General features: G+C 59.0%; 20 protein-coding genes. 10 read left to right on the top strand and 10 right to left on the bottom strand.

Annotated elements, in window-relative coordinates; genetic code table 11:
* Positions 1-159 precede the first annotated feature (159 nt).
* Positions 160-1,611: an aminoacyl-histidine dipeptidase gene (locus G5306_RS18235; RefSeq protein ID WP_071914473.1), complete on the top strand. Its 1,452-nt coding sequence runs from the start codon at positions 160-162 to the stop codon at positions 1,609-1,611.
* An 83-nt stretch (positions 1,612-1,694) separates the two neighbouring features.
* On the opposite strand, the gene djlA is transcribed toward G5306_RS18235, so the two are convergent.
* The 3 genes from djlA to G5306_RS18220 are packed head-to-tail and all read right to left on the bottom strand — an operon-like array spanning position 1,695 to position 4,223.
* Positions 1,695-2,528, bottom strand: coding sequence for a co-chaperone DjlA (gene djlA / locus G5306_RS18230; RefSeq protein ID WP_421313374.1), 834 nt, complete (start codon positions 2,526-2,528; stop codon positions 1,695-1,697).
* 19 nt (positions 2,529-2,547) lie between these two features.
* Positions 2,548-3,216 carry an N-acetylmuramate alpha-1-phosphate uridylyltransferase MurU gene (murU, locus tag G5306_RS18225; RefSeq protein WP_421313372.1) on the bottom strand — a complete coding sequence of 223 codons (669 nt, stop codon included), beginning with the start codon at positions 3,214-3,216 and terminating at the stop codon, positions 2,548-2,550.
* Positions 3,213-4,223 carry an aminoglycoside phosphotransferase family protein gene (locus G5306_RS18220; protein ID WP_421313370.1) on the bottom strand — a complete coding sequence of 337 codons (1,011 nt, stop codon included), beginning with the start codon at positions 4,221-4,223 and terminating at the stop codon, positions 3,213-3,215. The genes murU and G5306_RS18220 overlap by 4 nt, the downstream gene beginning before the upstream one ends.
* 174 nt (positions 4,224-4,397) lie before the next feature.
* Between G5306_RS18220 and lptD the strand changes: the two genes are divergently transcribed.
* From lptD to G5306_RS18190, 6 genes are read left to right on the top strand one after another with little or no spacing between them, the layout of a single operon-like run.
* Positions 4,398-6,842, top strand: coding sequence for an LPS assembly protein LptD (gene lptD / locus G5306_RS18215; protein WP_421313368.1), 2,445 nt, complete (start codon positions 4,398-4,400; stop codon positions 6,840-6,842).
* A gap of 26 nt (positions 6,843-6,868) precedes the next feature.
* Positions 6,869-8,167: a peptidylprolyl isomerase SurA gene (gene surA / locus G5306_RS18210; RefSeq protein WP_151285924.1), complete on the top strand. Its 1,299-nt coding sequence runs from the start codon at positions 6,869-6,871 to the stop codon at positions 8,165-8,167.
* The gene (gene pdxA, locus G5306_RS18205) at positions 8,167-9,162 is read left to right on the top strand and encodes a 4-hydroxythreonine-4-phosphate dehydrogenase PdxA (RefSeq protein ID WP_151285925.1); all 996 of its coding nucleotides are present in this window, start codon (positions 8,167-8,169) and stop codon (positions 9,160-9,162) included. The genes surA and pdxA overlap by 1 nt, the downstream gene beginning before the upstream one ends.
* Positions 9,152-9,964, top strand: coding sequence for a 16S rRNA (adenine(1518)-N(6)/adenine(1519)-N(6))-dimethyltransferase RsmA (rsmA, locus tag G5306_RS18200; protein ID WP_005339016.1), 813 nt, complete (start codon positions 9,152-9,154; stop codon positions 9,962-9,964). The genes pdxA and rsmA overlap by 11 nt, the downstream gene beginning before the upstream one ends.
* 4 nt (positions 9,965-9,968) lie before the next feature.
* The gene (gene apaG / locus G5306_RS18195) at positions 9,969-10,331 is read left to right on the top strand and encodes a Co2+/Mg2+ efflux protein ApaG (protein ID WP_421313365.1); all 363 of its coding nucleotides are present in this window, start codon (positions 9,969-9,971) and stop codon (positions 10,329-10,331) included.
* Between the two features lie 6 nt (positions 10,332-10,337).
* Positions 10,338-11,159 (top strand): symmetrical bis(5'-nucleosyl)-tetraphosphatase, encoded by an 822-nt coding sequence (locus G5306_RS18190; RefSeq protein ID WP_421313363.1) that lies wholly within the window; start codon positions 10,338-10,340, stop codon positions 11,157-11,159.
* Between the two features lie 119 nt (positions 11,160-11,278).
* Here the strand turns inward: G5306_RS18190 and G5306_RS18185 are convergent, their stop codons facing one another.
* Together G5306_RS18185 and G5306_RS18180 are read right to left on the bottom strand one after the other, a co-directional pair.
* Entirely contained in the window at positions 11,279-11,779 is a 501-nt protein-coding gene (locus G5306_RS18185) for a 2TM domain-containing protein (protein WP_021231934.1), read from the bottom strand.
* A 226-nt stretch (positions 11,780-12,005) separates the two neighbouring features.
* Complete coding sequence (locus G5306_RS18180) at positions 12,006-12,995, bottom strand: luciferase-like monooxygenase (RefSeq protein ID WP_421313361.1); 990 nt, start codon at positions 12,993-12,995, stop codon at positions 12,006-12,008.
* Between the two features lie 210 nt (positions 12,996-13,205).
* Here G5306_RS18180 and G5306_RS18175 point away from each other — a divergent pair, with 210 nt between their 5' ends.
* Positions 13,206-16,097, top strand: a complete 2,892-nt coding sequence (locus G5306_RS18175) for an HD domain-containing phosphohydrolase (protein WP_421313360.1) — start codon at positions 13,206-13,208, stop codon at positions 16,095-16,097.
* A gap of 131 nt (positions 16,098-16,228) precedes the next feature.
* Complete coding sequence (locus tag G5306_RS18170; protein ID WP_421313358.1) at positions 16,229-16,567, top strand: hypothetical protein; 339 nt, start codon at positions 16,229-16,231, stop codon at positions 16,565-16,567.
* Positions 16,568-16,651: 84 nt separating this feature from the next.
* On the opposite strand, the gene G5306_RS18165 is transcribed toward G5306_RS18170, so the two are convergent.
* The 4 genes from G5306_RS18165 to rplU form a co-directional block, all read right to left on the bottom strand.
* The gene (locus G5306_RS18165; RefSeq protein WP_421313356.1) at positions 16,652-18,022 is read right to left on the bottom strand and encodes a YjiH family protein; all 1,371 of its coding nucleotides are present in this window, start codon (positions 18,020-18,022) and stop codon (positions 16,652-16,654) included.
* A 372-nt stretch (positions 18,023-18,394) separates the two neighbouring features.
* The gene (gene cgtA / locus G5306_RS18160; protein WP_216952928.1) at positions 18,395-19,597 is read right to left on the bottom strand and encodes an Obg family GTPase CgtA; all 1,203 of its coding nucleotides are present in this window, start codon (positions 19,595-19,597) and stop codon (positions 18,395-18,397) included.
* 190 nt (positions 19,598-19,787) lie between these two features.
* Positions 19,788-20,045, bottom strand: a complete 258-nt coding sequence (gene rpmA / locus G5306_RS18155) for a 50S ribosomal protein L27 (protein WP_005304202.1) — start codon at positions 20,043-20,045, stop codon at positions 19,788-19,790.
* A gap of 17 nt (positions 20,046-20,062) precedes the next feature.
* Positions 20,063-20,374: a 50S ribosomal protein L21 gene (gene rplU / locus G5306_RS18150; protein WP_005304210.1), complete on the bottom strand. Its 312-nt coding sequence runs from the start codon at positions 20,372-20,374 to the stop codon at positions 20,063-20,065.
* A gap of 242 nt (positions 20,375-20,616) precedes the next feature.
* Between rplU and ispB the strand changes: the two genes are divergently transcribed.
* Positions 20,617-21,588 carry an octaprenyl diphosphate synthase gene (gene ispB, locus G5306_RS18145; RefSeq protein ID WP_319919775.1) on the top strand — a complete coding sequence of 324 codons (972 nt, stop codon included), beginning with the start codon at positions 20,617-20,619 and terminating at the stop codon, positions 21,586-21,588.
* A gap of 80 nt (positions 21,589-21,668) precedes the next feature.
* On the opposite strand, the gene G5306_RS18140 is transcribed toward ispB, so the two are convergent.
* Positions 21,669-21,857 carry a DUF2065 domain-containing protein gene (locus G5306_RS18140; protein ID WP_005339036.1) on the bottom strand — a complete coding sequence of 63 codons (189 nt, stop codon included), beginning with the start codon at positions 21,855-21,857 and terminating at the stop codon, positions 21,669-21,671.
* Between the last annotated feature and the right edge of the window lie 19 nt (positions 21,858-21,876).

The following is a 21,876-nucleotide window of genomic DNA, read 5'->3' as shown; positions in this document are numbered from 1 at the left end:
CCTGACAATTGCACTGCCCTGGTAGCCACCGGCAGCACAACCGCCCTGCGATTTGCGCTAACCGCTCACATTTTTCTGCGATTGACTGTATTATCGTTATCCACTTTCCAGGCCCACTGACGGGGCCTCTCTCATTCCGTGCTGGTAAGGAGTCCTGACGTGGCACAACTAAGTTCCTTGTCCCCCCAACTGATTTGGCATTTCTTCGAACAGATCTGCTCCATTCCCCACCCTTCCAAGCATGAAGCCAAGCTGAGTGCCTGGATCGTCCAGTGGGCGCAAGGGGAAGGTCTGGCGGTCAAACAGGATAACGTCGGCAACATCATCATCAAAAAACCGGCTACCCCGGGGATGGAAAACCGCAAGGGCGTGGTGTTGCAGGCCCACATCGACATGGTGCCGCAGGCCAACGCCGACACCAAACACGACTTCGCGACCGATCCCATCGATGCCTATGTTGATGGCGAATGGGTCACTGCCCGTGGCACTACTCTGGGTGCCGACAACGGCATCGGTATGGCCGGTTGCCTGGCTGTGCTGGCGGACAAGACCATCAAGCACGGCCCGCTGGAAGTGCTGCTGACCACCGACGAAGAGACCGGCATGACCGGCGCCTTCGGTCTGGAGGCGGGCTGGCTGGAAGGCGAGATCCTGCTCAACACCGACTCCGAAGAGGATGGCGAGGTCTATATGGGCTGCGCCGGTGGGGTAGATGCCAATATCCGTTTCCCGCTCGAGCTGGCTGATGCTGCGGAAGGCGAAGCCCTCGAGCTGGCCGTCAAAGGGCTGCGTGGCGGTCACTCCGGTTGCGACATCCATCGCGGTCGTGGCAACGCCAACAAGCTGCTGGTGCGTCTGCTCAAAGCAGCCGAGCCGCTCGGTATCCGTCTGGCCGAGATCCACGGCGGCACCCTGCGCAACGCCATCCCGCGCGAAGCCCGTGCCACCCTGCTGGTACCCGCTGCCAGCGTAAACGAGTTCAAGGCGCTGGTTGACCGCTATACCGGTATCTACCAGACCGAGCTGGCCGCCACCGAGCCGAACCTGACTCTGCTGGTCAACAGCGCCGCCAAACCGGCCAAGCTGATGAGCGTCTCCCTGCAGCAGCGCCTGCTGGATGCCCTGATGGCCTGCCCGAACGGCGTGATGCGCATGAGCGATGCCATGCCCGGCGTAACCGAAACCTCTACCAACCTGGGGGTCATCAAGACTCAGGATGGCGAAGTGTATGTCCAGTGCCTGATCCGCTCCCTGATCGACTCCGGTCGCGAGAGCATCGAGCAGATGACCCGCTCCCTGTTCACCCTGGCGGGTGCCAGCTGCGAATTCACCGGTGCCTATCCGGGTTGGGCGCCGAACGTGGACTCCCCCGTCATGGCGCTGGTGCGCAACAGCTACCAGACTCTGTTTGGCACCATGCCCAACGTGATGGTGATCCACGCCGGTCTCGAGTGCGGTCTGTTCAAGAGCGCCTATCCGGAGTGGGACATGGTCTCCTTCGGCCCGACCATCCGTGGTGCCCACTCCCCTGACGAGAAGGTACACATCCCGGCAGTCGAGCGTTTCTGGCAGCTGCTGGTGCACGTACTGGAAGCCATTCCGGCCAAGTAAGACGGCCCGGATAAAACAGGCAAAACAAAAGCCCCGCACTGCTGCGGGGCTTTTTATTGTCTGTTCCAGCCTGACTTTGGCGCTTAACGGATACCGCGGGCCTCGCGGATCCACTCCCAGGCTTGCTGGATCTCCTGGGTCTTCTCCTTGGCCATCTCCATCATCTCCGGCGGCAACCCCTTGGCGGCCAGCTTGTCCGGGTGATGCTTGCTCATCTCCTTGCGGTAGGCACGCTTGATATCCTGATCGCTGTCGCTCTCGCTCACCCCCAGCAGCTGGTAGGCATTCTTGAGGCGATCCGCCGAGGGAGGCGCCTGCCGATACTGCTGGCCACCCGCACCGCACCCCTGATACTGGCCATGGGCCTGATTGAAAAAGTTCATCTGCGCCTCGGCCATCGCCAGAATGCGGGCCAGCTCGATGCGACTGAAACCCAGCTCGTCAGCAATGGTGTGCAGGATGGCGCGTTCACCATCCTCTACCCGACCATCGGCAAAGGCGGCCTGCAGTTGTACTTCCAGAAAGAAGCGCAGGATATCGCGCTGGCCCTGGCTGGCTCGACGAAACTCGGCCAGGGTCTCGCGCAGCGGGAAACCGGCCTCCTTGCCCTGCCGAAACGAATCCTGCGCGCGGCTGCGCTGCTCGCCGGAGAGACGCATCCGATCCATCAGATTGGAGGCGACCCGGATCTCCTGCTCAGTCACCTGACCGCTCGATTTGGCGATATGGCCCATCACCGAGAAGGTGGCATGGAAGAAGACAGCCTGTTGCTCCTGAGTCGGGGTACGGCGAAACGCCCCCTGCAGCCCCATGCCGCGATCGAAACGGTGGCCAATCCAGAGACCAATCAGGGCACCGATGATGTTGCCGAGCAGAAAACCGAAGAAGGCGCCCAGCACCTTACCCCAAATACGCATGGTTCAAGACCTCTTGATGTTATTGAGCGCGGCGCTGAAGCTGTTCGTCCAGCTCGCGCAGACGGTCGACAGTGCCGATATCGCGCCACTCGCCAGCCAGCAGGCTGCCACCTACCAGACCCTGCGCCATCCACTCCCGCAGCAGGGGAGCCAATTTGCGGGCACCGGCAGGCAGACCGGCAAAGGCTGCGGGCTGATAGAGGCCGACGCCGCTGAACGTGAAGGCGGGGGTGTCTACGACCTTGCCAGCCTGCAGGGCGAAGTCCCCGGCCGGATGCTGGGGAGGGTTGGGCGCCAGCCAGAGGTGGGCCAAATGTTCACCCAGGGGCTGCTCAACCAGAGAGCGATAGTCGAGATCGAGCCAGGTATCGCCGTTGATCACCAGAAATGGCTCATCCCCCAACAGTGGCAGCGCCTGAATGATGCCGCCGGCCGTCTCCAGCGCACTCTCCTCGGCCGACCAGTGAATGGTCACACCAAACGCACTGCCATTCCCCAGGGTCTCGACCAGCTTGTGGCCGAGCCAGGCGTGGTTGATCACCAACTCGGTGACTCCGGCTGCTTTGAGCTTTTCGATATGGTGGACGATGAGCGGCTTGCCCCCGACAGCCAACAACGGCTTGGGTAGCAGGTCAGTCAGCGGGCGCATCCGCTCGCCACGGCCAGCGGCCAGGATCATCGCCTTCATGGTTTCACCCCGGCGTTGGCAATCCCCGGCAACACCACCTGCTCGAGCCACTGACCAAAACGGGCCAGTACCGGATAGGCGCTACCATGGCTGCGACAGACATCCACCACGTAGCCGAGGGTACGGGGAATATCCTTGAGATAGCCGGACTTGCCGTCGCGATGATAGAGCCGGGTGAAGATTCCCGCCGCTTTCAGATGGCGCTGCATCCCGGTCAGGTCGGTATCGCGGCGGAAACTGGCGTAGTCGCGCTCGCCAAGTAGTCCCGCCTGCTGCAGGGTGGCAAAGCCATGCTGCATCCCCTGCTCGATCACCGCGTCCGGCCAGCGCACATAGCAATCTTTCAGCAGGGAAACGAGGTCATAGGTGAGCGGCCCGATGACCATATCCTGAAAATCGATGATGGCGAGTTCGCTGGTATCAGGAGTGTCTCCGCCGCACACCATCAGGTTGCGACTGTGGAAATCTCTATGCATCACCCCCTGCGGCTGGGCCAGATTGCAGGCAGTGAGGCAAGCGAAGGTCTCGTCCAGCAGTTGCTGCTCTTCATGGCTCAGGCTCAGTTGCAGATGATGGCCCAGCAGCCACTCGGGGAAAATGCTGTTCTCCCGCGCCATAAATGCCGCATCGAAGGGTTCAAGCGCCAGTTCAACCGCCCCCAGGCGGGGCAGCAAATCAATCGCCTTGCCATACCAGGCCAGTACGTTGTGTTCGTTCAGGCAGCTGATCAGCTGAGTATCGCCCAGGTCACTCACCGCCAGCAGACCCTGTTCGTAGTCCACCGCCTTGACCTCTGGCGCCAACAGCTGACGCGCCTGCAAGGCCGCCGCGTTACGAACAAACTCATGATTTTTTTCGGTTTTCGGATTGGCATCCACCCAAACCAGACCACCACCGCGATAGTAGCGACGGAAGCTGGCATCACCGGAAATGAGGGTCAACTGAAGATTGGCATCACCGGAAATACGGCGTGCCCACTGCAATAGCAGGGAATCGCGATCGTGCATAAGTAGAGGACCAAGGTGGAAAGCAGCACTTGGCTGTTAGCCCTGGCCGCAATAATGCTTTATCATTGCCGGCTAACATAAAGCAATGACATGCAATGTCAACTCGATGAAACCTGTCGTAAAATGCATGCCTTGGATCAACCGTATCTATCACGGATTGCACGAGTCTTTCACATGACCAAATGGACACTGGGGTACCGCTATCCCATCGCCCTGACTATCAGCCTGGCCCCCGCACTCACCCCTATGATGGTGCAGGCGGCCCCGTTCGAAGCGCCGCCAGCCACCGGCATTCTTGATAGTCTCTGCTATGACTATGTTCCCAAGATAGAAAAGCCTTCATCGGATCAGGATGCCAATGCGCAGCCGGTCGAGGTTGATGCTGACCGTCTCGAGGCCAAACAGGGCGGCACCGCCGTCTATGAAGGGGACGTCAAGGTTCGTCAGGGTGTTCGCAAGTTTGACTCCGATTATGCACAGCTCGATCAGAAGAGCCGGGATGTCATCGCCATCGGCAACATCTATTACAACGACGGTCAGGTGACCGTCACCAGCGACAAGACCCTCAAATCCAACCTGGATACCAAAAACTCCGAGCTGGAGGAGGGCAAGTATCAGGTGCATGGCTCACCGGTGCGCGGCTTTGCCAAACGCGTGGTGATGACCAACAACAACCAGAACATCACCATGGAGGGGGCCCAGTACACCACCTGTCCCCCCGGTCAGGAAGTGTGGACCCTCAAGGCGGGCAGCATCGACATCGACCAGAAAGAGGTGTTCGGCGAAGCCTGGAACGCCAGCCTCTGGCTCTATGACTACCCGGTGTTCTACTTCCCCTATATCAACTTCCCCATCAAGGATGAGCGGAAGACCGGTCTGCTCTACCCGGGCTACAAGCAAAGCTCCAGCAACGGCATGGATATCACCCAGCCCTTCTACTGGAACATAGCTCCCAACTACGATGCCACCATCACCTCCCGTTTTATGGATAAACGCGGCCTGATGGAACAGGTGGAGTTCCGCTACATGCCGGACCCTGCCCACACCGGCACCCTCTATTTTGAAAATCTGGCGGATGACAAGCAGTACAGCCCGAGCAATCCGAGTCTGGCGGGCCTGTCCGATGGCCATCGCTACCTGATGAACGTCCGTCACGGCTCCGCCCTGATGGATGGCAGCCTGCGTTTTGGTATCGACTACACCCAGGTGCGCGACAAGGATTACAACTACTTCAACGACTTCAGCCCGCAAGTGGGCACTCAGGTCGACAGCCAGTTGCAGCAATCCTTTACCGCCGGCTATTACCAGCCTAACTGGAACCTCACCTCCGAGGTGCGCCGCTACCAGATCCTGAGCCCATATGCACTGCTGCCCCACGAGATGCTGCCGCGTATCGACTACAACTACTATCAGCAAGGCAAGTGGTTCGATCTGGCCTGGAACAGTGAACTAACCAAGTTTGGCTATGACAGTGGCAGTGCCGCCACTCTGCAAGCAGGTGAGCGCTATACCACCACCCGCCTGCATCTGGCGCCAACCCTGACCGTGCCCCTGGTGGATGCACCGGGTTACTACCTGACCAGTCAGTACAAGCTGATGTTTACCTCCTACAACCAGGAGGTACCCGATAATCTGGTTAGCCAGGACCGCAGCCGCTTCACCGATGCAGACAGCAAACAGCTGACCCTGAAAGAGGGCACCATTACCCGTACTCTGCCCTCCTTCCGCCTCAAGGGGGGCGTCAACTTCGATCGGCCGCTCGACTGGTATGATGGCAAGGGCACCCAGACCCTGGAGCCCGAGTTCCAGTACCTCTATATCCCTTACAAAAATCAGGACGAGATCGGGATCTACGACTCCACTACCACCCGTCAGGATTACTACAGCCTGTTCAGTGATCGCCGCTTTGCCGGTCTCGACCGCATTAGCGATGCCAACCGGGTCACCGTTGGCCTGACCAGCCGGGTCTATGACAATGTGGGGGATGAACGGTTGCGTCTGGCGGTGGCCCAGGCCTTCGAAATGACACCACCCAAGGTGCGCCTCTACCCTTCAAATCCGGAAAGCACCAACGCCCGCTCCCTGCTCTCGTTCGAGGGGGATGCCCGGATCACCGATGAGTGGTTTGCCCATGCAGGAACCCAGTACGATACCTCCGAGGGTGAATTTACGGCTGGCAACGGTGCAGTCGAGTACCGGACCGGCAAGCTGACCACTCAGGTCAACTACCGCTACATCAAGGATGGCAACCTGGACTATCGCTATCCGACCAACACGGCGCTGGCAGAAGATCTGAGCCAGGCGGGTCTGGTGATGATGGCGCCGATCGCCGATCAGTGGCAGATGTATGGCGGTTACTACCGTGACATCAAGCAGGATGTGAACATTGACCGCAAGATCGGTGTCAAATACGACTCCTGCTGCTGGAGCATCAACATGAGCCTGGAGTGGCACAATCAGCCGGACAACGTCACCCTGAAACCCACTTCGGAAAAAGTCATTGGTCTGCAGTTTGAAATGAAGGGACTTGGCAGCGTGGGTACAGGTGGCCGCAGCGTCACCCTGGATACCGAGCTGTTGCCCTATGTTCGCCCGTTTAATCTGAAAGGCCAGCAATGATGCTGGTCCAGCCTTGAGAGATGGATATGAAAAAGACCCTGATTGCCCTGCTGACCGCGGGAATGTTCGGTGCCATGAGCCAGGCCGCACTGGCTGCGCCCGAGCTGATGGACAAGGTGCTGGCCGTGGTCAACAAGGACGTGGTGCTGTCCAGCCAACAGGACGCACTGGTCAACAAGGTAAAACTCTCCGCCCAGGAGAGCGGCCAGTCCCTGCCTGACGATGCCACCCTGCGCAAACAGGCGCTGGATCGCCTGATTCAGGAGAGCCTGCAGTTGCAACTGGCGGAGCGCCAGGGGCTGAAGATCAGCGACACCCAGCTGGAACAGGCTATTCAGGGCATCGCTGCCGACAACAAGATGACCCTGGATCAGCTGCGGGCCCAGCTCGCCCGTGAAGGGATGACCTATGCCCAATATCGGGAAGAGGTTCGCCGCGAGATCCTGATGAACGAGGTGCGCCGCAACCAGGTGCGCCGCCGTATCAACATCTCCGAGCAGGAGGTGAAGCAGGTGGTGGAGATCCTGAAGAAACAGGGTCAACAGCAGAACGAATACCACGTCGGCCATATCCAGATTGCCCTGCCGGACAACCCCACTGCCGCCCAGCTGGATGCCGCCAAGAGCAAGATCGAGCGCATTCTGGCTGCCCTCAAGCAAGGTGCCGACTTCCGCAAACTGGCCATTGCCGAGAGTAACGGTCCCAAGGCGCTGGAAGGGGGCGACTGGGGCTGGATGAGCCCGCAAGAGATGCCGACCCTGATGGCGGAAGCGGTACAGGGCACCAAGAAGGGCGACATCGTCGGCCCGCTGCGCTCCGGCGCCGGCCTGCACATCGTCAAGGTGTTCGACACCAAGGGTCAGCAGCAAGTGATGCAGACCGAGGTGAAGGCCCGTCATATCCTGATCAAGCCCTCCATTATCCTGAGCGAAGAGAAAGCCAAGGGAATGCTGGATGGCATTCTGCACGACATCAAGAGCGGCAAGGCAAGCTTCGCCAGCATGGCGGAGAAGTACTCCGAAGATCCGGGCTCTGCGGTGCAGGGTGGCGAACTGGGCTGGTCTGATCCCAACGTCTATGTCCCCGAGTTCCGCGACATGGTCAACCGTCTGCAACCGGGCCAGATCAGTGCCCCGTTCCGTACCAGCCATGGCTGGCACATCGTGCAGGTGGAAGATCGCCGCAGCCAGGATGCGACCGACAAGGCTCAGGAACAGCGCGCCTACCAGCTGATCTACAATCGCCGCTTCGTGGAAGAGTCCCAGGCGTGGCTGGATGAGCTGCGTGACGAGGCCTACATCCAGATCGAAGGCGCCGGTAGCTGATGAGCTGCCGTCGCCTTGCCGTTACCCCGGGCGAACCGGCCGGGATCGGCCCGGATCTGGTGCTGCAGATTGCCCAGCAGGATTGGCCCCACCAGTTGGTGGTGATCGCCGATCCGGCGCTGCTGCGCGAGCGAGCGGCCCTACTGGGGCTGCCCATCGAGCTTGAGCCCTATGATGCCAGTCAACCGGCACAACCGCAGCGAGCCGGCACCCTGACGGTATGTTCTGTCTCTCTCGGCGCCCCCGTGGTGCCGGGCGAGCTGAACGAAGGCAATGGCGCCTATGTGCTGGCGACCCTGCAGCGTGCCTGCGATGGCAACATGAGCGGCGAATTTGCCGCCGTGGTGACCGGACCGGTGCACAAGGGGATCATCAACCAGGCCGGGGTCTCGTTCAGCGGCCACACCGAGTTCTTTGCCCAGCAATCCAACACCGCCGATGTGGTAATGATGCTGGCAACCGAGGGGCTGCGGGTCGCACTGGCGACTACCCATATTCCGCTGGCCTATGTAGCGATGGCCATCACCGAGGATCGCCTCGGCAAGGTGATCCGGATCCTCAACGAGGATCTCGCCACCAAGTTTGGCATCGCCAAACCCCGTATTTACGTCTGCGGCCTCAACCCCCACGCTGGGGAAGGTGGCCATCTCGGACGTGAAGAGATTGACGTGATCGAACCCGCCCTGGCCACCCTGCGCCAAGAAGGGATCGATCTGGTCGGCCCGTTGCCGGCCGACACCCTGTTCCAGGAGAAATACCTCAAGGATGCGGATGCGGTACTCGCCATGTACCACGACCAGGGGCTGCCTGTGCTCAAATACAAGGGCTTCGGCAGTTCGGTCAATATCACCCTGGGGCTTCCCTTCATCCGCACTTCGGTGGATCACGGCACCGCGCTGGATCTGGCAGGCAAGGACCTGGCCGATCCGGGCAGCCTTGTCACCGCGATTAACCACGCCATCAAGATGGTAGAGAAAAAAAGATATGAGCAGTAAGGTGCACATGGGCCACACGGCCCGTAAGCGTTTCGGTCAGAACTTCTTGCACGACCGGTATGTGATCGATCAAATCGTCGCCGCCATCAACCCGCAGCCGGGTCAGAATCTGGTAGAGATCGGTCCGGGTCTGGCCGCGCTGACCGAGCCGGTTGCCGCCCAGATGGACAAAATGACCGTGGTCGAGCTTGACCGGGACCTGGCAGCTCGCCTGCGCGAGCACCCGACACTCAAAGACAAGCTGACCGTCATCGAAGCGGACGCCATGCGTTTCGACTTCGGCACCCTGATGGGTGAAGGCAAGGGGCCGCTGCGTATCTTCGGCAACCTGCCCTACAACATCTCCACCCCGCTTATCTTCCACCTGTGCGAATTTGCCGACCGGGTTGAAGACATGCACTTCATGCTGCAAAAGGAAGTGGTGTTGCGTCTGGCCGCTGGCCCCGGCAGCAAAGCTTATGGCCGTCTGAGCGTGATGACCCAGTACTACTGCCAGGTGGTGCCTGTGCTGGAAGTGGGCCCGGGTGCCTTCAAACCAGCGCCAAAGGTGGACTCTGCCGTAGTTCGCCTGATCCCGCACAAGAACCCGACCATAGTCGCGAAAGACATTCGTTGTCTGAATCGCGTCTGTACCGAGGGCTTTGGCCAGCGTCGCAAGACCATCCGCAACAGCTTCTCCAACTTCATCACTGACGCCCAGCTGACCGAGCTTGGTATCGATGGCAACCTGCGCCCGGAGAATCTCTCCCTCGAGCAGTTTGTCATGATCGCCAACTGGCTGGCGGATCAGCAACAGGCCTGATCCTGTGGCACTCCCGCACATCGAGATCCGCCCATACCCCGTGTATGTGGCGGGCACCAAAGACCCTTACCAGTTTCACTATCTGATCGAGATTGAGAATCTGGGGCCCGGCCCGGTGCAACTGCTGCATCGGCGCTGGCTCATCACCGATGCCAATGGCAAGATGCTGGAAGTGGCAGGCTCGGGCGTGGTCGGGGAACAACCCGTCATTGCCGAAGGTGAGACCTACCGCTACCAGAGCGGCGTGCCGCTGGCGACCCCGCTCGGGGTGATGGAAGGGAGCTATACCCTGCAAGATGGCTCTGGTCAGCAGTTCGAGGCGCCTATCGCCCCCTTCACGCTGGCCATCCCCAATATTATCAACTGAGGTTTCATGGCGAACTGTTTTGTCGGTGACATCCAGGGCTGTTACGACGACTTGCGCCGTCTGCTGGATCTTGCCGCGTTCGATCCCGAAAATGACGTGCTCTGGCTCTGCGGCGATCTGGTCGCCCGCGGCCCGGACTCCCTCAATACCCTGCGTTTTGTCAAAGGGCTGGGCAACCGCGCCGTCACCGTGCTCGGCAACCACGACCTGCACCTGCTGGCGGTCGCCAATGGCGTTGCCCCACTCAAGAAGAAGGACAAGCTGCAGAGCCTGATGGATGCGCCGGATCGGGATGAACTGCTGGAGTGGCTGCGCCACCGCCCGCTGCTGGCGGAGCATCCGGATCTGCCCATCATGATGGTGCATGCCGGTATCTCCCCGGCGTGGGATGCCCGCACCGCCCGCAACTGTGCCCGCGAGGTAGAGAGCCTGTTGCGCGGCGATCAGTACCAGTGGCTGCTGCACAACATGTATGGCGACCAACCCGATGGCTGGAAAGATGATCTGGTCGGGATTGACCGCTACCGCTACATCATCAACACCTTCACCCGGATGCGCTTCTGCTACTTTGATGGCCGGCTCGACTTCAAATGCAAGAAGGGGCCCAAGGAGTCGACCCCGGGGCTGCGCCCCTGGTTCGAGCAGCGTGAACACCATGTGGATGACCCCATTCTGGTGTTCGGCCACTGGGCAGCCCTGATGGGCAACACCGGAAAAAGCGATATCAAGGGTCTGGATACCGGCTGCGTCTGGGGCAACAGCCTCACCCTGTGGCGCTACGAGGATGATGCTCTGATCGCCACCCCCTGCCCGGTTCACGCCAGCTAGGGAGTACGCAGCAATCAGGCGGTCGCAGTTGCACCGATTGCCACAACCCGCTCCAATAACAAAGCCCGGCAATCTGCCGGGCTTACTATTTTGTGTGCCCTGTTTTCCGGCGAATGAAGTTACAACTTGCGCCCCAGCCGCTTCTCAATCTGGCGCCGCTCCCACTCGGGGCCAAACAGCTTGAAGGGCTGAAACACCCGAACAGCATGGGAGGCAAGTCCCAGCCCCCAACCCAGGGTTGGCCACCAGGCCCAGATGTACTCCGGATTGCTCAGGTAGTTGATGACAAACAGCCCGCAGATCACCACCACGTAGCTGGCGACATGGTGATAGAAGCCCTTGAGCTCCTCCACATAGCGCATTGCCGCCCGCTCCTCTGCCGATACCTGCACCGCATCCTGACCCATAGTGTCACTTCCTCTCATCTCGCGCTCCTGTTGCTCTGATCCATCCAGTTGAGCCACATCGAGTTCAAAGACGGCGGCCAGGGCCTTGAGAGATTCCAGTCCGGGTTGCTGCCCCTGCTCGATCCGCTGGATAGTGCGGACACTCAAACCAGTCAACGTTGCCAACTGATCCTGAGACCAACCCCGCTGCAATCTCAACTTCCTGACGATCATCTCGAACTCCTTGTGGTAATTGACAGGGCCAGCATAGGGGCCGGAGGGTGGCAGGTGACACGACAACGGCCTGACACCAACCTGACTTTCCTTTTAATTCAGTACATTAGATAAAAGATAGATATCCGAGATCCAGTTCCCCAACAGTCTCTTTGCGAAAACCAGACAGCAGGGTGACACCAGACTCTCTCTGCAAGATAGCGCCTTTGTATCCGGGGAGGCGAGCTTATAGATCCCGCATCACCCCTGCAGCAATTTCGAAAGAGCGCAAGCGAGCCTGATGATCGACGATGGGGCCATTGAACATCAGCTCATCGGCACGGGTTTCCGCCAGCAGCGCCTTGAGGCCATGGCGGATCTGCTCCGGATCGCCCACTAGCGAGCGAGCCAGGGTCTGCTCCATCGCCATCAGCTCCCGGGGTGCCCACTCGTCGCCAAGCTGGACGACCGGCGCGGGCAGCTTGCCCGCATCACCGCGATGAAGGCGCAAGAACTGCTGCTGCACGGTAGTGAACTGGAAGCGGGCCTCCCGCTCGCTGTCGGCGGCGATCATGTTGATGCAGACCACAGCATGGGGCTTGGGCCAGCGAGCGGAGGGGCGATACTGGCTACGGTAGATCTCCAGCGCCTGCAGCAACATGGCGGGCGCGAAATGGGAGGCAAACCCGAACGGCAAGCCCATCGCCGCTGCAAGTTGCGCGCTGTAGAGGCTGGAGCCCAGCAGCCAGATAGGAAGATGTAACCCTTGACCTGGCACCGCCTGCACCGCGCCGATCTCGTCGCCAAAGTAGCTCATCAGCTCGCGCACATCGGCCGGAAAATCATCCACCTCACTGCTGCGTTGGCGCCTGAGCGCCCGCATGGTGCGCTGATCGGTACCAGGTGCCCGACCAAGGCCCAAATCGATGCGATCCGGATAGAGCGAAGCCAAGGTGCCAAACTGCTCGGCAATCACCAGTGGCGAGTGGTTCGGCAGCATGATGCCACCCGCCCCAATCCGCAAAGTGGTGGTGGCTTCGGCCAGATGGCCGATCAGCACCGAGGTGGCGGCACTGGCAATGCCCGGCATGTTGTGGTGTTCGGCCAGCCAGTAGCGCTGGTAACCCCAGCCCTCGGCATGGCGGGCTAGATCCCGCGAACGGCGAAATGACTCGGCAGGTACGGAACCTTCGGCAACAGGCACCAGATCGAGCACGGAATAGGGGATGGCAGACATGGGTCACTCCATTGATTTACATACCAGTAACAAGTGGGGCAATGTAGCACGGGATACCTGAATGAATCACTATCTCCTGCCAAGCTCTGCCTGGCAGTGGGCAACCATGGAAAAGCACAGATATCAGGCCATTATTGTCATTTCTGTTATCGTATTGACACACTGCTGACAGATCGTCTCCGCAAGCATCACTGTGACAAGGAAATGTCCATGATCACTGCCAGATCCGGGCGCAAGCCCTTCTATGTTCACATTGCCACCCTATTTACCCTGCTGTTCAGTGTGCTGGGCATGCTGCTGATTCTGCTGCAGTTCCAGCAGGGCTCTCGCCAGATGCTGGAACATGAGCGCCACAACTTCAAACAGTACCGGGAACAGCTGGCCCTCGCTCTGCAACTGAACGAGCAGCCAGCCCGCATGTCCCTCAGCCTGCTAGCCAGCAGCCGACTGGCCGACATGAGCGATCTGGCAAGCCGACTGGAGTATCTGCCGCTGTTGGCAGAGATCCTGGCTAATCGCGACAGCTATGGTGCCGTCTACATCGGCTATGAGAGTGGCGATTTCTTTCTGGTACGAAAACTCACGGAACGTGCCCGGGCCCAGGTGCAGGCTGTGCCTGAAGGCAGCCAGTTGCTGGTTCAGAGCCTGAGTAGCGGGCGGGGAGAGTTCCTCTATTTTGATGAGCAGCTGCAACTTTTGGGGCGGCGAGCCATGGCGGATTATCGATTCGATCCCCGCAGCCGCGACTGGTACCGGCTGGCTCGCGGTTCATCAAAGATTGTCGCCACCACCCCCTATCTCTTTTTTACCACCAGGGAGCCGGGCATGACGCTGGCTGTCACCAGCCATAGCCAACGCGCCGTGATCGGGCTGGATGCCAGTGTCGAAGGGCTCTCGGCCTTGATTGGCGAGCTGCAGTTGCCGCTCCAAAGCCAGGTAGTGTTGTTCGATCGCTCCGCGACCCTACTGGCGGCCGATCCTGTACATCTGCCAGCCTATGATCAGCTAACCCAGCTGCCAGCGATCACGGCTCTGGGCGGCCCAGTCATGGCCGAGCTGAAAACTAGGCTAGAGAGGACGCCTGTGCTGCTGGATGGTTCTCCCCGGGAGCTGACCCTGACCACAGGGGAAAAACAAGAGTGGCTGGTCAATATCTCCCCCCTCGGCAAGGACACTCCTTTTTACATCGCCCTGCTGGCCTCGGCAGATCTGCTCTATCAGCAGGCACGCAATGAAGCACTGATCAATATGGCATGGGCGCTGACCAGCCTGTTGTTGCTGCTGCCAGTGATCTGGATGGTCTCCCGCCGTACCGCTACCCCGCTGCTGGCCCTGACCCGCGAGGCCGAGCGGATCCAGCGTTTCGACTTTGGCGAGGGGCAGGTTCCAGAATCGGCCATCCGGGAGATAGATGACCTTGCCCGCACCATGTCCGGCATGCGCCAAACCCTCGGCAACTTCATGAGCATGGGTAGAGCACTGGCTGCAGAGCACCGCTTCGACTCCCTGCTAAGCCGCATCCTGCATGAAACCATCGCCGCGGTACAGGCAAAAGGGGGGAGCCTCTACCTGGCCCAACAGCAAAAGATGCAGCCGGTCCAGGCCCGCTGGCAGCAAACCGAGCTGCCCCTTGGGCAGGTTCCCTGGCCACAACCATTGCTATCCGGCATGGCCACTTCCCAGCGCATCTCCCTCAGCCTGGATGAGGCGACATGGAGGCAACACCTGGACAGTTGGGGTTCCTTTCCCGACCCATGCCAGCTGGTGGCTGAGCCGCTCTGCGGCCATCGTCAGGAGCTGATCGGATACCTCCTGCTGATCCTGCCACGCTGCAGCGAACAGGAGCTGGCATCGCGCATCAGCCTCATCGAAGCGCTGGCGGGCACTTCCGCCTCCGCCATCGAGAACCAGCGCTTGCTGGAAGAGCAGAAACAGCTGCTCGAATCCTTTATCGAGCTGATGGCCGGCGCCATCGACGCCAAGAGCCCCTACACCGGCGGTCACTGCCAGCGGGTGCCGGAGCTGACCCGGATGCTGACCGAGGCGGCCTGCGCCCAGCGACAGGGCCCCTTTGCCGATTTCACTCTCAACGAGGAGGAGTGGGAAGCCATTCATATCGCCAGCTGGCTACATGACTGTGGCAAGGTGACCACCCCGGAGTTCGTGGTCGACAAGGCCACCAAACTGGAGACCCTCTACGACCGGATCCACGAGATCCGCACCCGTTTTGAAGTACTCAAGCGGGATGTCTATATCGAGTGCCTCGCTGCCCGCTTGTCATCAGAGATCAGAAGTGCCTGCCGGGAAGAGGCAGCCCCGCGCTGGGCCGAGCTGGATCAGGAGTTTGCCTTCATCGCCGAGTGCAATCTGGGTGGCGAGTGGATGGCCCCCGAGAAGATTGAACGGCTCGACGCCATCGCCAGCCGCACCTGGCTGCGCACCCTGGACGATCAGCTCGGCATCAGCCGGGAGGAGATCAAGCTGCGTCAGAAAGAACCATCTCCCGAGTTGCCCTGCCTCGAGCCACTGCTGGCCGACAAGTGCTGGCACCTTGTGCCTCGTCCGGATGGAGATCGGTTCGACGAGCACAATCCCTGGGGCTTCAAGGTCAAGGTACCGCACCATCTCTACAACCGGGGGGAGAGATACAACCTTGCCATCAGCAGGGGAACCCTCACCGAGGAGGAGCGCTACAAGATCAACGAGCACATCATCCAGACCATACGCATGCTGGAGCACCTCCCCTTCCCCCGTCATCTTCGCTGCGTGCCGGAGATTGCCGGCGGCCATCACGAGCGGATGGATGGCAAGGGTTACCCACGCCAGCTGACCGGATCACAGATGAGCGTACCGGCCCGCATCATGGCTATCGCCGATATTTTCGAGGCTCTGACCGCCAGTGATCGCCCCTACAAATCTGGCAAGACGGTCTCCCAGGCTCTTGCCATCATGCAGAGCATGGTACGTGAACAGCATATCGACCCGGATCTGTTCGTTCTGTTTGTCAGCAGCGGTATCTGGCGCGATTACGCCAGACGCTTCCTCGAGACCGCCCAACTGGATCCGGTGGATGAAACCGCACTGCTGGCCGCACAGGCCTAGCTGGGTCATATCTTCTTACATTTGCGGGCTGGCCTGAACGCCCCGGGCTGGTTATAACGGTGCCCCTATAGCGAAGGGGGAGCAATAGACTCCCCCTCACTCTTTGTCACACCACACTGTTCAGGTTATCTATGTCAAAACATCTCGTTCTGCTGGGCGCACTGACGCTCTCCGGTTGCGCCCTGTTGTCTCCCCCCGCACCTACCGTCACCCCGGTGCACCTTGCCGATCCCAGCCAGCGCGGCTTCTACATCGAGTGCAGCAGCATGAAAGCCTGCTTCCAGCAGGCCAACCAGACCTGCCCGCAAGGTTACAAGGAGACCGATCGTCACCAGCAGACGCTCTACAGCACCCAGTATCTGGGGGGAAGCTATGACAAGGAGAAGAAAATCTACCAAGCTGCCAAGCCCTATCGCATCGCCAACACGGTCCACTCCCTGACTATCCAGTGTCCCGTCACTAGAGGCTGAGCCAGCCTAAGGGCGATGCTCTCCCATTACCGCGGAAAAGAAAACGGTCAACCGAGGTTGACCGTTTTTCACTGCGCTGCGCCCTTAAAACAGCAGGTGTGCCACCCCGGCAATCACCGGCAGGGTAACCAGGGTGCGCATCAGGAAGATCACAAACAACTCCCACAGTTTGACCGGGATCTTGCTGCCAAGCAGCAGGGCCCCCACTTCGGACATATAGATCAGCTGGGTCACCGACATGGCGGCAATGACGAAGCGGGTCATCTCGCTATCGATGGTCGAAGCCAGCACAGCCGGAATAAACATATCGGCAAAACCGACCATGATAGTCTTGGATGCGGCTTCCGCCTCCGGCAGTTGCAGCAGTTCCAGCAAGGGGACGAAGGGGGCGCCAAGCCAGTTGAAGATGGGGGTGTGTTCGGCCAGCATCAGGGCACAGGTACCGATCGCCATGACCACCGGCAGCACGCCAAACACCATATCCAGTGCATTCTTCACCCCTTCCCGGGCGACGGCACCGAGACCGGTCATCTGCTCTGCCTTGGTCAATGCACGTTCGAGACCATAACTCATCACACTGTGCTGGTGGGGCACCGCCTCCTGCTTGCGACACAGGGGAGCGCCATCGATATAGATATCCTTCTTCCAGGATAGCGGCGGCAGACGTGGCACCACGATAGCGGCAACCACCCCAGCCAGACAGACAGTCAGATAGAAGGGAACGAACATGTGTTCCAGCTTCACCTGGGAGATCACTACCAGACAGAAGGTGATGGAGACGGCGGAGAAGGTGGTGCCAATAACGGCCGCTTCCCGCTGGGTATAGAACTTCCCTTCGTACTGCTTGCTGGTCAGCAGGATGCCGACACTGCCATCCCCCAGCCAGGAGGCAAAGCAGTCTACGGCAGAGCGACCCGGCAACCGGAATACCGGACGCATGATGCGAGTCATCATAGTGCCGACAAACTCCAGCAGCCCGAAATCGAGCAGCAACGGCAGCAGCAGGCCGGCAAAAATGAAGACTGAAAACAGCACCGGCAGCAGATCGTTGAGCACCAGGCCGCCGGTTGCGCCTGAATAAAGCACCTCTGGTCCCACCTGGAAGAAGGTCAGCAGCACGAAAATACCACCCACCACCCGCACGCAGGCCCAGAAAGGAGAGACGTTGAACAGGCTGTTGAGGAATGGTCTACGCACCAGAATCGCCGGTTTGAACAACCAGGTGATGATAGTCATCAGCATGGTGGTGGTGATCACCGCACTGACCATGGCAACCAGATAATCGGCAAAAACCCGCTGCACCAGCTTGGCCAGCACTGCGACGGGGATGGTGACGTTACCGTCATAGACGACCGGCGTCATGAACAGCAAGATACCGATCAGTGACGGTATTAGAAACATCAACAAGTTACGGCGGGTATTAACCGCAGATGCTTCAAGACTCTTTTCCAGCATGATAAGACTGCCCTAATGTTACTTTTCCATAGCCCGGCCTACCTGCGTATTCATGCATTAACCGGCAAAACGGGCGCAAGAATACTCCAAAAAAATGCACAAACAAGCCCATAATGCATAAATCTGCGCATAAAAATTTTTACAGGTAAACCTTCCATCAAAACAATCAGATACAGAAACGCATATCGATTCAATCGACATCGCCAGATGATTGTTTCATTACTGTTAATTTTGATGGGCAGTATAAACAGTTATCAACGGCAGGCAATAAGTGGCATCACAAACATACCTAATGAGCCACTACTCGACAGGCATAAAAAAACCGGAGCCTGTTCAGGCTCCGGTTATCAATGAAATGGACAGACAAGGGTATCAGTCACGGACGTAGATCACTTCCACACCATCATCATCTTCGTCATCCCAATCATCATCGTCGAGACTTTCGTCAAAGGCCATGGAGGCGGCAAGCGCTTCCGCTTCGGCTTTAGCCAGCTGGTTCTTGTGGTAGTCGTCCCACTTGAACTCCACTTTCTCGATCGCCTCTTTGGCATCCTGCTCCAGCTGACGGGGCATGGTATCCAGCAGATCCAGGATGTCGTAGCAGACCTTCTTGGTCCCTTCCTTGCTGATGGCAGTGATGGCGTAGACCGGCCCTTCGTGGTTGAGGGCGGCTTTCACGCGATCCATCACTTCCTGAGCCTCTTCTTCCAGGATCAGATCCATCTTGTTGAACACCAGCCAGCGCGGCTTGCCAGCCAGTTCCGGGCTGTACTTCTCCAGCTCACGCACGATGGTCACGGCATTTTCAGCCGGATCGGAGCCATCAATGGGGCAAATATCCACCAGATGGATCAACACGCGGCAGCGTTCGAGGTGCTTGAGGAAACGGATACCAAGACCTGCGCCTTCGGCTGCCCCCTCAATCAGGCCCGGAATATCGGCGATCACGAAGGAGCGGGAGTTCTCACCACGCACCACACCGAGGTTCGGCACCAGGGTGGTAAAGGGATAATCAGCGACTTTCGGGCGGGCGGCAGAAACAGCGCGAATAAAGGTAGATTTACCGGCGTTGGGCAGACCCAGCATACCGACGTCAGCCAGCAACAGCAGCTCCAGCTTCAGGGTACGCACTTCGCCCGGTGTGCCGTTGCTCTTCTGGCGTGGAGCCCGGTTGACCGAACTCTTGAAGCGGGTATTGCCCAAACCGTGGAAACCGCCCTTGGCAACCAGCAACTTCTGCTCGTGGTGAGTCAAGTCGCCCAGCAACTCGCCGGTATCGTCATCGGTTGCACGGGTACCGACCGGCACGCGCAGGATCTTGTCCTTGCCACGACGACCGGTACAGTTGGCACTCTGGCCATTCTCGCCACGCTCGGCAGCATGGAAACGCTCAAAACGGTAGTCGATCAGGGTGTTGAGGTTCTCATCGGCAACCAGATAGACGTCACCACCGTCACCACCGTCACCACCATCCGGACCACCGTTGGGAATATATTTTTCACGGCGAAAACTTACACAACCGTTACCACCGTCACCGGCATCGACTCGAATCTGGACTTCATCAACAAACTTCATAGGTAACCGTCACCTTAATTCGAAAAACCGATACGCAATTATAGTGGTACAGACCCCTGCGGGCGATACGCATCTTGCCTCTCCGGGCAATCTCGGTACCCGGGTCATCTGCGTTCCGTTTTTTCGTCATTATTTCGGAAAAACAAAAGCCCCGCCTGTTGGCGGGGCTTCGGATCCTTGCGGTCCGTAATTACTCAGCAACGATGCTAACGTACTTACGATTCAGCGGACCTTTAACTTCGAACTGCACCTTGCCGTTCGCGGTAGCGAACAGGGTGTGGTCCTTGCCCAGACCAACGTTCTCACCAGCGTGGAACTTGGTACCGCGCTGACGAACGATGATGCTGCCAGCCAGAACTGTTTCGCCGCCGAAACGCTTCACGCCCAGGCGTTTAGCTTCAGAATCGCGACCGTTGCGGGATGAACCGCCAGCTTTTTTGTGTGCCATCTATCGGACTCCTCTAATTAAGCGCTGATGCCAGTGATTTTGACTTCAGTGAACCACTGACGGTGGCCCGCTTGCTTACGGTGGTGCTTACGACGACGGAACTTGACGATAGTCACTTTCTCGCCACGGCCGTGAGCCACAACTTCAGCTACAACCTTGCCACCTTCAACGAAAGGAGCACCTACTTTAAAAGTGTCGCCTGCAGCAACCATCAGCACTTCGTTGAAGTCGATGGTAGCGCCAGTCTCAACGTTCAGCTTTTCCAGACGAACGATTTGACCTTCGGCCACACGGTGTTGTTTTCCGCCGCTTTGGAATACCGCGTACATTTGATTAACTCCGTAAAGGCATGTCTTTTGCTCAAGGCTAGACATGCGCAAAAACCTATAACAATGGGCGGGCATTCTACGCAAATCGATCTGCTCAGGCAAGGCCAATTTAGCAAAAAGTTTATTTTGTGCGCATATCTGCCGCCGTGGATAAACGCCTAACTGTAACCCATTGTGAAATCGTGTAGAATCCCTGCCATTACTAAAATCGCAGTTATTGCTGCTGTCACGTTACGAGACTTATGGACCAACAGACTATCCGTGCGCTCTGTGCCGCCGACATGACGGCGGTCAATGAACTGATCCTGGCCCGACTCCAGTCCGACGTTAGTCTGATTAATCAGCTGGGTTTCTACATTGTCAGCGCCGGCGGGAAACGGATGCGCCCCATGCTGACCGTGATGGCTGCGCGTGCGCTGGGCTATGAGGGTGAGGATCACCTGAAACTGGCCGCCATCATCGAATTCATTCACACCTCTACCCTGCTGCACGACGACGTGGTCGACGAATCCGACCTGCGCCGCGGCCGGGAGACCGCCAACGCCATGTTTGGCAATGCTGCCAGCGTGCTGGTCGGTGACTACCTCTATAGCCGCTCCTTCCAGATGATGGCCGAACTCTCCAACCTGCGGGTGATGGAGATCCTCTCGGATGCAACCAACACCATCGCCGAAGGGGAAGTGTTGCAGCTGATGAACTGCAACGACCCGGATACCACCGAAGAGAGCTACATGACGGTCATCTACTGCAAGACCGCCAAGCTGTTCGAGGCCGCTACCCGACTCGCCGCCGTGCTGACCCATCAGCCCGAGCCCGTCGAACAGGCCATGACCGATTACGGCAAGTATCTGGGCACCGCGTTCCAGATCATTGATGACGTGATGGACTACTGCTCCCAGAGCGAAGAGATGGGCAAGAACGTCGGCGACGATCTGGCCGAAGGCAAACCAACCCTGCCGCTGCTGCGTGCCATGGATGTGGGCACGCCGGAAGAACGCCAGCTGGTGCGCGATGCCATCGAGCACCGCAACGGTATGGAACATCTTGAGCAGATCCTCGGGATTCTCGACCGTACCGGCGCGCTGGAGTACTCCCGCATGCGGGCCCGGGAAGAGGCCGACAAGGCCATTGCCGCCCTCGCCATCCTGCCGGACTCCCCGCACAAACAGGCGCTGGAAACACTGGCCCACATGGCCGTACAGCGCAGTGCCTGAGTAAACGACATGCATGAAAAAGAGGCCTTCGGCCTCTTTTTTATTGTCCGCTATCTGCTGGACAGTGCGTTGCGCCAGACTCAGCGACTCAGCATCCAGAGGATTACGCTACCCGCAACCACTAACGAGCCGCCGATACGGCGCAACTGCTCCGGTGGCTGATCGCTCAGCAGCCGTAACATCTGCTGCCATGCCCTGGGCATCAACAACGGGCCGAGCCCCTCGAACAACAACAGCAATCCCAACCCCATCAGCATGGATGTCAGCATCCGACCTCCTTCAATGCAA

Origin of the sequence: Aeromonas sp. 603404, from assembly GCF_049171775.1 — a bacterium.
Lineage (GTDB): Bacteria > Pseudomonadota > Gammaproteobacteria > Enterobacterales > Aeromonadaceae > Aeromonas > Aeromonas veronii_A.
Note: the sequence above shows the minus strand (reverse complement) of the source record. Positions and strands in the feature narration are given on the sequence as shown.